This window comes from Ruegeria sp. BE9 (genome assembly GCF_056538765.1).
The window spans coordinates 142,672-154,776 of sequence record NZ_JBQFTS010000003.1; the positions used below are offsets into that span (position 1 = coordinate 142,672).

The following is a 12,105-nucleotide window of genomic DNA, read 5'->3' on the forward strand; positions in this document are numbered from 1 at the left end:
TCGCGCTTAGTGCTGCGCGAATTGGCCGAGTTTCCCGGCGTAAAAGGTCAGCGCGTCTCCATCCGCCATGCTGGCCTTAAGAACCTTTCCCACCACAATAACGTGATCGCCTGCATCGTGATACGCGTGCTGTTCGCATTCAAACCGCGCCAGACAGTCCGGCAGGATTGGCGTTCCGTTTTCGCACCGCTCATGCACGATGTCGCGCAGCGCAAAGGCGTCCTTGGAGCAGCCAAAGCACAGCTCGGCCTGTTCCGAGGACAGCACATGCACGCTGAAGTGGCGAGCCTTGTGGAAATAGGGGAAACGGCGCGAGTTGCGGTCGCCTGCCCACATGATCAGTGGCGGGTCCAGCGACAGCGACGAAAAGCTGTTGGCGGTGATGCAAACCGGGCCGTCCTCACTGTCACAGGTGACGATGGTGACGCCGGTTGCAAAACGCCCGAAGGCATCGCGCAGAGTGCGGGTGTCATCCTTGTGCGGGACGAAGGTATGGGTCATGTCCTTTGAGATTGCGTTCATCATGGTACCTCATGCCCCAGCGCCGCCTCATACAGGCGGAACCAGCTTTCGCGATCCAGTTTGACTTTCAGCGCGTCCGAGGCGCGTTTGATCCGGTCCAGATTGTTGGTGCCCAGAACCGGCAAGATGTTGGCCGGATGGGCCAGCAGAAAGGCCACGGCAACCGCGGCGCGATCCACGCCGAACTCGGCTGCGATTTCATCCGCGACAACGCCCACAGGTGGGTTTCCGGCCATCAACAACCCACCACCCAACGGAGACCAAGCCATAAGCGGATGGCCATGTTGCTGATGAAATGCCAAATCACCGTTGGTGAAGGGGCTGATCTCGCCCAGAGAAACCTCGATCTGGTTGGTGACCAGTTGGGTCTTCATCGCCGATTGCAGCAGGGACCAATCCCACGGCCGGAAGTTCGACACGCCGACCGCGCCGACCTTGCCGCTGGCGACAACCTCGTCCAGAGCGGCTCCAGTTTCATGGTGGTCCATCATGGGATCGGGGCGGTGGATCAGAAGCAGATCGATATGGTCAATCGCCATTTCGGACAGCGACGTGTCGACCGATTTCAGAATGTGCGCGCGCGAGGTGTCGTAGTATTTCACCTTCGCATCCGCGTAACGGCCAACCGGCGCGATGATGTCACATTTGGTGACGATCTCCATCTTTTGGCGCAGGCTTGGATTGGTTCGCAGGGCCGCGCCCAAAACAGCCTCAGCCTCGTAGCCTCCATAAATGTCAGCCTGATCGAAGGTTGTGATACCCTGATCCAGACAGGCTTGAATTTTGGCTTCGACATGAGCCGCCGATGTGTCTGTGTCGTCGCCCAAGCGCCACATGCCATAGACAAGGCGGCTCATTTCCAGCGAGTCAGATAGTTTAACACGTTGCATCAGCGACGAACTCCGTTGCCCAGCGGTGTTGCCGGGGTATTTGAAGGAACCCTTCCGTAAGCTTCGGGAAGGGAGCAGGTTTTCAAGTTCGGCAGAACACGGCTGCCGAAATGGCGAGCTTCGTCCACGTGGGGATAGCCCGAGAAGATGAAGGCACGTATGCCCATCTTCTGATATTCTTCGATCTTGGACATAACCTGATCGGTCGAGCCGACCAGCGCTGCGCCACACCCTGAACGCGCACGGCCAACGCCGGTCCAGAGACCCGGTTCCACATAGCCATATTCATCTGCCAGATCGCGGTTCTTGGCTTGATGCGCGACGCCCAAAGAGGTCGAGTCCAAAGCGCGCTCACGGATTGCGCGGCCATATTCGTCGTCCAGCTTCGAGACGAGGTAGTCCGCGTATTCCTGCGCCTCAGCCTCGGTGTCGCGAACGATCATGTGGACGCGCAGGCCATAGTCCAGCGTGCGGTTGTAATTCTCGGCGACCGCGTGAACGGCCTTCATACGTTCGGCCAGTTGGTCCTTGGTTTCGGGCCACATTAGGTAGACGTCACAATGCTCGCCACATAGGTCCAGCGCGGAGGGAGAATAGCCGCCGAAATAGAGTAGCGGCCCTCCAGTCTGGTATGGCTTGGCCGGGTCAGTGGTCAGGCCTGAGAAGTTATAGACCTCGCCTGCATGATTGATCTCATCCTGCGTCCAGGCCTGTTTCAGGATCTCTACCACTTCGCGAGAGCGCTGATAGCGGAACGCGCTGTCGGCTTTCTCACCGGGAAAGTCGGATGAGATGATGTTGACCGTCAATCGCCCCTTCAGCATGTGATCCAGCGTTGCAATGGTGCGGGCCAGCATGATCGGCTGCATCTCACCGCAGCGTACGGCGGCCAGCAGGTTGATCCGGTCGGTGATTGGGGCGCAACCCGCGACAAAGCTCAGCGTGTCCTGACCAACCTGATAGGAGGACGGGCAGAGGATGTTGCGGAACCCCTGCGCTTCGGCCTCTTTCACAATGCTCGAGCAATGCTCCCAACTCGACCGCAGGTTGCCATCGGGAACGCCAAGGAACTGGTAATCATCGGAACACAGCGCAGCAAACCACGAAACTTCGGCCGCATTTAGATCGGGGGATGTGATGGGGACGATGCTCATTTGATTCACGCTCCGTACATCTTTGACTTTCCTCTTGCGTAGCAATCGCTTTGATGTAGATCAATAGTGTATCAATTTTTGCTGCGACCGAGTGAAGCGTCTACCGTGACTGCATCCAACCGAAACCCAAATGCCCTGCCGGTATATATTCAGATCGCGGAACTTCTGATCCGCGACGTCGCGGCTGGGCGCCTTATAGACGGTGAGCGTTTGCCGCCCGAGCGGGAGATGGCGGCGGAGTTGAATGTCTCGGTTGGAACGCTTCGAAAATCGCTCTCCGAGCTAGAAAAAAAGGGGATGTTGGAGCGTATCCAAGGCTCAGGAAACTACATCCGCGAGACCGGTACACAAAATAGCGTCTATGCAATGTTCAGGCTGGAACTACCTGAAGGGGGTGGTCTGCCACGTGCGGATATCCTGTCAGTTGACCATCTGAAGAAGCCAGTCGATCTGCCAAAATTCGGTGCATCTGATGCCGGTTCGCGCGTCCGGCGGATGCGCTACCTGAATGATACAATCATCGCAGTCGAGGAAATTTGGCTAGACGAATCAGCGGGCCTGATCGACCAGAGCCTGCTGTCCGACTCACTCTATCGCTATTATCAGCGCCAATTGGGCTTTTGGATCGCAAGAGCCGAAGACAGAGTTTCGGTCCAACCGCTACCGGACTGGACACCTCATGACTTCACCAAACCAGCGGGCCAAGCGGTAGGTTATATCGAGCGGTTCAGCTGGTCGGAAAATGCCGAACCCGTTGAATTCTCAAAAACATGGTTCGACCCAGATCGGGCCAACTACGTACAACGCTTGAAGTAAAAGGAATCGCACATGACCCGGACCGTCAATTACGGGCTGATTGGATGCGGCATGATGGGGCAAGAGCACCTGCACAATATCGGATTGCTGGAAGGTACTAACGTGTCAGCGATCTTTGAGCCCGATCCAGAGATGGCAATAGTCGCGAAGGCAATCGCGCCAACTGCAGCCATGGTGGGTTCCGTGCAAGAGCTTCTGGCGGTTGATGAACTGGACTGCGTCGTCATTGTTAGCCCAAACCATCTTCATGTGGACCAGATTTGCGAAATCGCTGAAACACGTCCACTACCGCTTTTGGTAGAAAAGCCATTGTTCACTGACCCGCAAGACGTGGCCCGACTCGAGCAATTGCAGCGCGACTACCCTTGCCCGATTTGGGTCGCGATGGAATACCGGTACATGCCCCCTATTGCTGCTCTGATCGAGAAGGCTCAGGCGACAGGTGGTATAAAAATGTTATCGATCCGCGAGCATCGTTTTCCTTTCCTGGAAAAGGTCGGCCACTGGAACCGTTTCAACCGCAATACTGGCGGCACTTTTGTAGAAAAATGCTGCCACTTTTTCGATCTCATGCGTCTGATATTGAAATCTGACCCGGTGCGAATAACGGCAAGTGGTGGGCAGGCGGTGAACCATTTGGACGAGAGTTACGACGGTCAAACCCCAGATATTCTGGATCACGGCTATGTTCTTGTCGACTTTGCTTCGGGTGCGCGCGCGATGTTGGAACTTTGCATGTTTGCCGAAGGCTCTCGCTATCAGGAGGAAATATCGGCCGTCGGACCAGACGCTAAGATCGAGGCGTTGGTACCCGGACCCGAACGGTTCTGGCCTGATCATTTGGGAACTCCGCCGCTTCCGAAGGTGATCGTAAGCTCGCGTAATCCCAAAGGTCCCGTATCAATGGACGTGCCAGTGGACGCCAACCTATTGGCGGCCGGGGATCACAATGGATCGACTTACTATCAGCATAGAGGCTTCCTGGCTGTGCTTCGTGGCGAAAAGGCAAAACCGGATGTAAGTTTGAATGACGGCCTCTGGGCCGTCAGAATGGGGCAAGCAGCGCAACAGGCAATAGACACCGGCGAAACGGTATACATGGTCGATTGAATGGAACCAAAAAGAAGGGAGCGTTTTGCAGCCGCTATGAGGCCCCATATTACTCGTACTTATGTCAGATATTGCCATTCGATTTGGCAAAGACCCTTTAATGTCGACTGTGCAAGCCTGCTTGTCCGTATTCCCACTGGGATGCCCCCTACACTTTTCCTCCTGCCTTCGTGGCTGCGATTGGCCGCCTTTCATGATCGAGTGAGATGCTCTTGCGGATGCAACTAAATTCCGCTTTCCGCCCGATTTAGAGAATTTGGCATGGAGCAACATGGGTCACTAAGGGCTCAGACCTGTCGTTCTCTGCAGTTTGCGCGATGAGCCGGTCGCTGCCCAAAGCGGACTTCACCATTTACTCGTCGGGCTAGAAGCTGATGTTCTCTACTGGTGTAAATTAGACGACCATTTGGCGAGGCATGAAGTTCAAGCCTGCATTACAACACGACTGGTTGCTTATTGTGGTAACCCTGCATTTGTCCAACCTTCACGCCAGTTGTTTGCACAAGATGGAACAGTGAATATCGGTAATTGAGTCTGCGCTGAGGTCGCTGTCAGGCCAGGGCGCAATGCCTGAAGGTCAGCAACCGCTTGGCGAGCCTCATCCTCATTGTTGAGGTGCCCCAGAGCGGCAATTAGCATGAGATGGCTCATAACAAAGGTTGAACGCACAGATAAGGCATTTCGGCAAGCCTTAACCGTCTCCTCGTAACGCCCGAGATGAAACAGTGCGCTTGCCTGAGCAAGGTAAGCAGCATGGCGCAACGGATCATGCGGGCTGAGGTCCACAGATTGCGTCGCGTGGCTTAGTGCCTCCTCAGGCCGATCAAGCAGAAATAGGTTGATGGATGCTAGCATGTGCACTGTTGCGGCGTTTGGGTTTTGCTCGAGAGCTTGTTCGAAAGCAGCCCGCGCGCGTGGCAAGTCCCGTGCCAGCATTGAGATCGAATGCGCAGCATACGCCAGCGCGATCCCGTCTGCACGATCGCTCAGCAGCACCCGCTCGGCTGCCTTTACGGCCTCTTTCGGCCCTTGGCCAATGGGCTCAAGCCCTTGGACCATTCGTTGAATGTGCAACCAAGCCAACAACCCTGATGCGGTCGCATAGTCCGGGTCGCGATCCAATGCGAGGGTCGTCAGCCGTATGGCCTCTCGGTTGTCTTCGTCCGTTAAAAGATGGAAGTGCGATTGTGCTCGAAGGTAAAGTTCATAGGCTTCCAAATTGTCTGTGGGTTTCGCACGCGCACGGTTGGTTTCGGCGTTCCTGAGAGATGGCTCGATCGCCGTTACGACCTCTAGCGTGACTTTGTCTTGAAGGTCGAAAATATCATCAAGCACGCCGTCAAAGCGTTCTGCCCAGAGATGGCTGCCGTTTTCCGCGTCAATCAGCTGTCCAGTAATGCGGACGCGTTGACCTGCTCGTCTGACCGAGCCCTCGAGAACATAGCGCACTCCAAGTATGCGACCGACTTCGCGAATATCCGTGCTTTTGCCTTTAAAGGTGAAGGATGAATTTCGAGCCACGACCATCAGCCACCGGAAACGAGACAACTCCGTGATGATGTCTTCTGTTATGCCGTCCGCAAAGAACTCCTGTTCGGGATCGCCAGACATATTGTCGAAGGGAAGCACTGCAATCCCGGGTCTAACATCTGTCATTGGTGAAATATTGGCTGAAGTGCCCTTGGGCCAGCACCAAACACCGATGCGGCGCGTTATGTTTTTGAGTTCTGTCTGCTCGCCTCCGTCAAATTTGGATGCGTCCCCTCGGTCAAGACTGTTGTGAGACGTGTCCGATAACAGTACCTGGTCTGGCTCGGCCATTGCTTCGAGACGAGCGGCGACATTTATTCCATCACCAAAAATGTCGTCACCTTCGGTGACAACCTCGCCGGTATGGATGCCAATTCGGAGCTTGATACTGTCTGGTTTCTGCGCCGACTGTATTGCAATAGCGCAATCTGCAGCGTCTGATGTGGACTTAAACTCGGCGATCCAACCATCGCCCAAGCTTTTGATCATTGTCCCGCCATGGGCTTTCAGTAGCAATTGGAGCGTATCTTCACGGAATGACTTGAGCGCACTAATCGTACCTTCACGATCATGATCCATCAGTGCTGAGTAGCCGACAATGTCCGCCGCAAGCACTGTAGTAAGGCGTCTGTCCATTCGTTCCCCCGTTTTAAGGAACTTAACGCGACACTCGACTTCTGTCAGCCCGACAAGGTCGCCTTTGGGGTCTGAGTCCGAAATCCCTAGGTGCTGCCCAACCCCTAGAACCCCCGACATAGGCCAAGAAATGTGAGAGGTTAGAGTGGGTCAGAATACCCGAAAACACTGGGGAATAAACGGACCTCTGACCGAATACGTCGGATGGCTTTATCGAGCCCCAAATACCACATGCCGCAAGCGCGTTGAAAGGCTTCTTTCTGATCTAAACGCTTGTCAGCAATATGCTCGTTTCACTGTCTTCAATATTGTCGATCTGCCGAACTTCTCGAAGTGTTCGATCAAATTCTGCCAAGGTCTCGACGCGTATTTCCGCGACGAGATCCCATTTCCCACTGGTTGTATGAACACGTCGCAACTCCGGCAAACGCCGCAGACTTGTGATGACCTGTGTGGTGCTTTTTCCGGATACCTTGATCATCATGATTGCGTTGATTTGGCCGTCTTCATAGTCCTCCCGAACGCGGGCCGTAAAGCCAAGCAAGGCCCCTGTCTGCAACATGCGATCAAGGCGGCTTTGCACCGTGCTGCGTGAAACGGACAGGATGTCGGCCAGTTTTGCGACAGGCGCGCGGCCATCACGCATGAGGAGCGCAACCAACCTGCGATCAAGATCATCGAACCGGTGTTTTTTCAGGTCAGTATCATTCATTTGATGCAAATCTTAGATATGAGCTTCGCGATTTGTATAGTTTGCTACCAAAATGTCGGCAATTTGAAAGTTGCCCCAACATTTTGAAAGGTCGAAATACCTGTTAATTGACAGGAGAAGCCTCGTGACCGTTTCCAAGAGCCTACAAGCACCATCATCCGTTGTTATGGTGCGACCCCACCATTTCGCCGTTAACTCGGAAACATTTGACAATGCTTTCCAGTCCGCAACTCCGTCCTCAGATGATGATGCAACCAAGGCCTATCTGGAACTGACCGAAGCCGCCGATACGTTGCGGTCCCATGGCGTCAATGTCCATCTCTTCGACGGAGATGACCCGAGGACACCTGACTGCGTATTCCCAAATAACTGGTTTTCCACACATGTAGGTGGTCATATCGCCGTCTACCCAATGATGGCTCCTAACCGTAGATTGGAGAGGCGTGTAGATGTCCTTGACATGCTGAAGGCCAATTTCCGGGTTCAAGACGTCATGGATTACTCCGGTCTGGAGCAAGATGGTCTGTACCTTGAAGGCACAGGTGCCATGGTGCTCGATCATGTGGACCGGATTGCTTATGCCGTTGAATCCGAGAGGACAAGCCAAATTGCGTTGGAACGGTTCTGCACGCATTTCAACTACGAGCCGATGGCATTTCGCGCTGTCGATGGTCAAGGCCGGGCCGTGTATCACACTAACGTTTTGATGTGCATCGCGACTGAGTTTGCCTTGATCGGAAGCAGCATGATCAAAAATACCGCCCGTCGCGATGATGTACTACAACGCTTGGGGCAATCGGGCCGGACCATCCTTGAATTGAACGAGGACCAAATCAGCAATTTCGCCGGGAACGCCATAGAGCTTCAAGGTTCCGACGGGCGCATTCTTGCCCTCTCAGAAACGGCTTTGAAGTCTTTGTCCCCGGATCAACTGGCCAAGATATCCTCAAGTGCGAAATTGGTGGCATTAAAGATTCCAACCATCGAGCTTTCCGGAGGTTCGGTGCGCTGCACTATCGCTGGAATACATCTGACACCACGTACATAGCGGCCATTGGCGCAACTGTGACGAAAGTTCGGGTCTTCCGCATACCGGACGCTACGCACGGCTGGCCGCCTAGTGCTTGCTAGAGGTTGTGCGATGTCGATAAGGAACGCATTTTGATTTATGCCGCTCCCAGTTTAGACGGCTGGTATCTGCGCGGATCAGGCTGCCTAGCTACCCAGACCCATTTCACGCTTTCGGCCGTGTACAGTCACACGCAGCATCCACTGCGTGCCACCATCAGTTCGTTTAAATAGTCCAAAGCCCAGCACCATCGCAGTGTTTACCCACCGGTGCTGATTTTACAAAAGAAGCTGAAAGTCTGTTTGTTGCCCGTATTTCTATCTACCCTGATGTCCACCTTACTCTTTTGGGTGGCGCCAAACACGGCAAGACAAGCCCGGACAGTTCATTCATCTAGAACGTTGTAACTGAACGGTAATCGAAACAAGAACACACAAACTCAAACAGGTTGCGTGTGCCCTTCGACGGCACCAGTTCTATCGAAGAAAAGGTTTCAAGAAAACTCGCGCGGCATTTTGAGGTCTTCGTCCTAGCTCCTTTACTCGCGAGGTACCTTTTTTGGCTCTTCTGCCTTCTTGGGCGACGGAGTAACCGCTGAAAACAGTTGAGAAAGCGTAAGGATCACCGTTGCCAGCAAAGAAAGGAACAATATCGCCGGGTCATTTCGGGTTCTGTCCATTGCGCTAGTTGAAATAATGGAATGTCCACTTCCCAGGCGGTCGATCCTTAAAAAGTTGTTTCCATCAGGGGATGCAGCTTGCACGGCCATTTCCGACCCATCTGGAACCAGAAATCCTTTTACATCGACGGATTGTTCTTCGCTTCTGTCAACAATTCGAATCTGATCCCCCCGAAAAAAGCGTCCGCTTTTGGTTGTGACTGTGTGGCTCGAACCGGGGAAAGTACGCTCTCTAATTTCGTATGTGCCGCCGGAGACAAGTCGGGTTTCACCAGACGAGGCGACCTCGCCAATCGTTACTTTTCCTGTGAACTCCAGCGAACCGGCTTCGGCCCAAGCATCCTTGGACACGAAGAGCAAAGACCCTGCAGGGACGGCATCGCCGTTCAGCCAAAGCGCACCATCTTCGTTGTCGTTATGAACCGTTATCAATAAACCATTCATCTCGGGCGTTGCCGCAATTGTCGTGTGGGCCTCCTTCTCAAAGAGGATGTCCACGTCTGAAATCGGACGTTCGGCAAACAATGTACTGTCACACATCTGGCTTGGGGCTGGATTGCCCTTCAGACGCTCTTGGCGGCGTTCGCAGTAAGTGACTTCGGAAACGTACCAGCTATTTGTCAGGCTTCTCGAGAATTCGACTTCAACACCGGCTGTCGAAACAGACAGGACATAAGTTCTGTCGAACATCCGCGGGTAAACGTACCAGGAAAATAAAAGCAACGAACAGGAAGCCGCGATCCAGATGACCCTACGGGTGCTTGGATCCAACTGCCGATATAGCGTGGTTAGGCGCCTATTCGTCATTGGCTGGCTGAGACCTCAACGAAATGAGGTCTGGCACGGCGCCCGCGTCTTACCCTGTTGATCTCAATGACTTCGCCGGAAACGAATTGAGCTTTCGGAATCGTGCACGTGAAATCAAAAGCAAGATGGTTCTCTGCTTCGGTCTGCACGCAATCGATGTCTGTGCCGTCTTCGAACACCAGATAGACTTCGTCTGACGCATGCGAATTGATCAGCAGTTCAACATCTGGGGGCAGGCTGTTCAGTTTTTCGTTCCACCCAAGCGGAGCTACGGTTTCCCCACGTTTTGTGCATTGGCCTTTGCTCAACATACCCGCGAACTGCCCCCGCCCAATCTCGCTTAGGTATTTGTCGTGGTTGGATTTTATTGGAATTGAAACGAGGCCCCCGGACCATTCTGGAGGCACCGTGTATTCACCATAGGCTTCGTATCGACCGTCCTGAGAAACCAGCGTTAGGCACACCGTCGCGCTCTTCCAAATCTGTGGGACAAGGGCCTCGACATAAGGTTTTTCCTCAGGCGCTGTACCGAGTGACATGAACCCGACAACCACATTTCCGGAAATCTTGGCCTGTTCTCCCAAGCTCTCGTTAAGGGGGCTCACCGGAATAAGTTCGGCTGCGGACAAGGGTAATGCGAGAGCTGCCGCTGCAAAAATCGCAGTTGCCTTGTGAAACATATTAACCTCTAATTCCTTTAACCAGGACATTGTGCCAGCGATTCATGAAGTTACGCAATTTAATTTTCGTTTCCCTCCTGACCGGAGCCGTCATCCACAATCCCGCTCAGGCTGAAGTGGTCTCAATAGATCGGGGAAAAGGACATGGATTCCTGTTTGGCGAAAATGGCCAATGCTACATCTTTTTGCCCAGTCACGTTCTGGGGCGCAGCTCGCGTTTAACGTTCGAGTTAGGGTCCGGTGTAAAGGCGGGTAAGGCCGAAGTTATTGCCGACAGGATACAGACAATGGATCTGGCACTGGCTGAGGTTACGGAAGAGGCGACAAAAGATTGTGGGACGCCTTGGCAAACGATGATCTCATGGCCGTTTTCTCCGGCCAATTCGGTATCAGAAGTTGTGTTAAAGCAGGTGCCGAAAGCGGGTCGTATCAAGAACATCTACATGCGGGTTGCAGAGGCGGATACCACGAGTTTTGACGCGCAAGTCGCTATTCAGGATCCGACCAACGAGGTTCATCAGGGCACAAGCGGGTCGATCGCGTTTCTGGATGATGTGGCTTTTGGCATGGCAATTGAAGCCCGAGACCAGTGGGAAGCCAAATTTCTGGCTGTTTCCAGCATTATCCCGGTTGTTGCGAAAGAGTTGAACTGGTCGCAAGTTCCAGACAGCGATTTTGATTCTGACATTTCTCCAAGCCTTCGGATTCCAGTGGGATCAGAGCAACCCGAAAAGGCACCGGCGCAACCAAGATATCCATATGACGACACAATAAATCCGACCAAATCATTCGAGAAGGAAGAGAGTAAATGAAAAAGGTAGTTTCCGGGGCAATTGCCGCCTTGGTGTTTTCGATGTCTGGCAGTGTTTTCGCCCAAGAGATTGATGCGTCCAAATTATCCAATGGGTGGTTAATGAACTTCTACCCGGTCACCGACTCGGGAAAACCGGACACACCCAGCGGGCGTTCCATTGCTACGTTGTTGTACAAAGGAAGCTTTCCGGTCGGCTACAACGACGTTTTTGAGATTGAACCGGCTCTCAAGAAGTACAAAGACAGTTTTTGGCTGCTTGAGCTGGAAGGCTATTTAGATTTACGCGAAAGTGGTGATTATACATTTGCGTTGACATACGACTGGCCGAGTAATCGGTTTTCTACCACCTGTGGTGCCAAATTGGATATTGAGGGCAAGCCCGTAATCGATCTTGAACTCATCGAGGCCAAGGCGCCACGAAACTCCTACGCTGATGTCGTATTGGAGGCCGGTCTCTATCGAAGCAAAGTCAAGGTTTTCTGTGTCAAGTTGAGCCATCCCGATTTGAAGCCGGAACTGGAGCTTTCGATTCGCGGCCCATCAGATCCAATTTTGAATCCCGTGCCTGCGAGTATGATGAAGCACCTACGTCCCTAGTGCGAAACGCCTTAATGATCCGAGCAGGGTAGGGGCTTAGAGCTTTCGCTAAGCAGGCTTGTGAATTGGCGGGCAGGTTGGTTTCTGCC

The 12,105-nt window shown here is 53.5% G+C and carries 12 protein-coding genes; 5 read left to right on the forward strand and 7 right to left on the reverse strand.

From position 1 onward, the window contains the following. Positions 1-6 precede the first annotated feature (6 nt). From ACR0EO_RS11620 to ACR0EO_RS11630, 3 genes are read right to left on the reverse strand one after another with little or no spacing between them, the layout of a single operon-like run. Positions 7-522 (reverse strand): flavin reductase family protein, encoded by a 516-nt coding sequence (locus ACR0EO_RS11620; protein WP_480690437.1) that lies wholly within the window; start codon positions 520-522, stop codon positions 7-9. Beyond that, positions 522-1,412, reverse strand: a complete 891-nt coding sequence (locus tag ACR0EO_RS11625; RefSeq protein ID WP_480690028.1) for an aldo/keto reductase — start codon at positions 1,410-1,412, stop codon at positions 522-524. Before ACR0EO_RS11625 ends, ACR0EO_RS11620 begins: the two co-directional genes overlap by 1 nt. Continuing rightward, on the reverse strand, positions 1,412-2,566 hold the full coding sequence (locus ACR0EO_RS11630; RefSeq protein WP_480690030.1) for an LLM class flavin-dependent oxidoreductase: 1,155 nt from the start codon (positions 2,564-2,566) through the stop codon (positions 1,412-1,414). The genes ACR0EO_RS11625 and ACR0EO_RS11630 overlap by 1 nt, the downstream gene beginning before the upstream one ends. A 105-nt stretch (positions 2,567-2,671) precedes the next feature. On the opposite strand from ACR0EO_RS11630, the gene ACR0EO_RS11635 reads away from it, so the two are divergent. Together ACR0EO_RS11635 and ACR0EO_RS11640 are read left to right on the forward strand one after the other, a co-directional pair. Further along, positions 2,672-3,382 carry a GntR family transcriptional regulator gene (locus ACR0EO_RS11635; protein WP_480690032.1) on the forward strand — a complete coding sequence of 237 codons (711 nt, stop codon included), beginning with the start codon at positions 2,672-2,674 and terminating at the stop codon, positions 3,380-3,382. A gap of 12 nt (positions 3,383-3,394) precedes the next feature. After that, positions 3,395-4,492 (forward strand): Gfo/Idh/MocA family protein, encoded by a 1,098-nt coding sequence (locus tag ACR0EO_RS11640; protein ID WP_480690034.1) that lies wholly within the window; start codon positions 3,395-3,397, stop codon positions 4,490-4,492. 453 nt (positions 4,493-4,945) lie between these two features. On the opposite strand, the gene ACR0EO_RS11645 is transcribed toward ACR0EO_RS11640, so the two are convergent. Next, positions 4,946-6,658 carry an adenylate/guanylate cyclase domain-containing protein gene (locus tag ACR0EO_RS11645; protein WP_480690036.1) on the reverse strand — a complete coding sequence of 571 codons (1,713 nt, stop codon included), beginning with the start codon at positions 6,656-6,658 and terminating at the stop codon, positions 4,946-4,948. A gap of 265 nt (positions 6,659-6,923) precedes the next feature. Continuing rightward, positions 6,924-7,370: an Lrp/AsnC family transcriptional regulator gene (locus ACR0EO_RS11650; RefSeq protein WP_480690038.1), complete on the reverse strand. Its 447-nt coding sequence runs from the start codon at positions 7,368-7,370 to the stop codon at positions 6,924-6,926. Positions 7,371-7,536: 166 nt separating this feature from the next. Here ACR0EO_RS11650 and ctlX point away from each other — a divergent pair, with 166 nt between their 5' ends. Next, complete coding sequence (gene ctlX / locus ACR0EO_RS11655) at positions 7,537-8,418, forward strand: citrulline utilization hydrolase CtlX (RefSeq protein WP_480690439.1); 882 nt, start codon at positions 7,537-7,539, stop codon at positions 8,416-8,418. Positions 8,419-8,977: 559 nt separating this feature from the next. Here ctlX and ACR0EO_RS11660 read toward each other — a convergent pair. Beyond that, positions 8,978-9,808 carry a hypothetical protein gene (locus tag ACR0EO_RS11660; protein ID WP_480690040.1) on the reverse strand — a complete coding sequence of 277 codons (831 nt, stop codon included), beginning with the start codon at positions 9,806-9,808 and terminating at the stop codon, positions 8,978-8,980. A 113-nt stretch (positions 9,809-9,921) separates the two neighbouring features. After that, positions 9,922-10,605, reverse strand: coding sequence for a hypothetical protein (locus tag ACR0EO_RS11665; protein WP_480690042.1), 684 nt, complete (start codon positions 10,603-10,605; stop codon positions 9,922-9,924). Between the two features lie 44 nt (positions 10,606-10,649). Here ACR0EO_RS11665 and ACR0EO_RS11670 point away from each other — a divergent pair, with 44 nt between their 5' ends. Then, complete coding sequence (locus ACR0EO_RS11670) at positions 10,650-11,417, forward strand: hypothetical protein (RefSeq protein WP_480690044.1); 768 nt, start codon at positions 10,650-10,652, stop codon at positions 11,415-11,417. Beyond that, positions 11,414-12,016 (forward strand): PA14 domain-containing protein, encoded by a 603-nt coding sequence (locus ACR0EO_RS11675; RefSeq protein ID WP_480690046.1) that lies wholly within the window; start codon positions 11,414-11,416, stop codon positions 12,014-12,016. The genes ACR0EO_RS11670 and ACR0EO_RS11675 overlap by 4 nt, the downstream gene beginning before the upstream one ends. The last annotated feature ends 89 nt before the right edge of the window (positions 12,017-12,105 follow it).

What these genes read in the sequence shown, in the direction of transcription:
- ACR0EO_RS11620 (WP_480690437.1), bottom strand. Translation starts at nt 522, where the DNA reads ATGAACGCAATCTCAAAGGACATGACCCATACCTTCGTCCCGCACAAG.
- ACR0EO_RS11675 (WP_480690046.1), top strand. Translation starts at nt 11,414, where the DNA reads ATGAAAAAGGTAGTTTCCGGGGCAATTGCCGCCTTGGTGTTTTCGATG.
- ACR0EO_RS11650 (WP_480690038.1), bottom strand. Translation starts at nt 7,370, where the DNA reads ATGAATGATACTGACCTGAAAAAACACCGGTTCGATGATCTTGATCGC.
- ACR0EO_RS11645 (WP_480690036.1), bottom strand. Translation starts at nt 6,658, where the DNA reads ATGGACAGACGCCTTACTACAGTGCTTGCGGCGGACATTGTCGGCTAC.
- ACR0EO_RS11640 (WP_480690034.1), top strand. Translation starts at nt 3,395, where the DNA reads ATGACCCGGACCGTCAATTACGGGCTGATTGGATGCGGCATGATGGGG.
- ACR0EO_RS11630 (WP_480690030.1), bottom strand. Translation starts at nt 2,566, where the DNA reads ATGAGCATCGTCCCCATCACATCCCCCGATCTAAATGCGGCCGAAGTT.
- ACR0EO_RS11670 (WP_480690044.1), top strand. Translation starts at nt 10,650, where the DNA reads ATGAAGTTACGCAATTTAATTTTCGTTTCCCTCCTGACCGGAGCCGTC.
- ACR0EO_RS11660 (WP_480690040.1), bottom strand. Translation starts at nt 9,808, where the DNA reads ATGTTCGACAGAACTTATGTCCTGTCTGTTTCGACAGCCGGTGTTGAA.
- ACR0EO_RS11625 (WP_480690028.1), bottom strand. Translation starts at nt 1,412, where the DNA reads ATGCAACGTGTTAAACTATCTGACTCGCTGGAAATGAGCCGCCTTGTC.
- ACR0EO_RS11665 (WP_480690042.1), bottom strand. Translation starts at nt 10,605, where the DNA reads ATGTTTCACAAGGCAACTGCGATTTTTGCAGCGGCAGCTCTCGCATTA.
- ctlX (WP_480690439.1), top strand. Translation starts at nt 7,537, where the DNA reads ATGGTGCGACCCCACCATTTCGCCGTTAACTCGGAAACATTTGACAAT.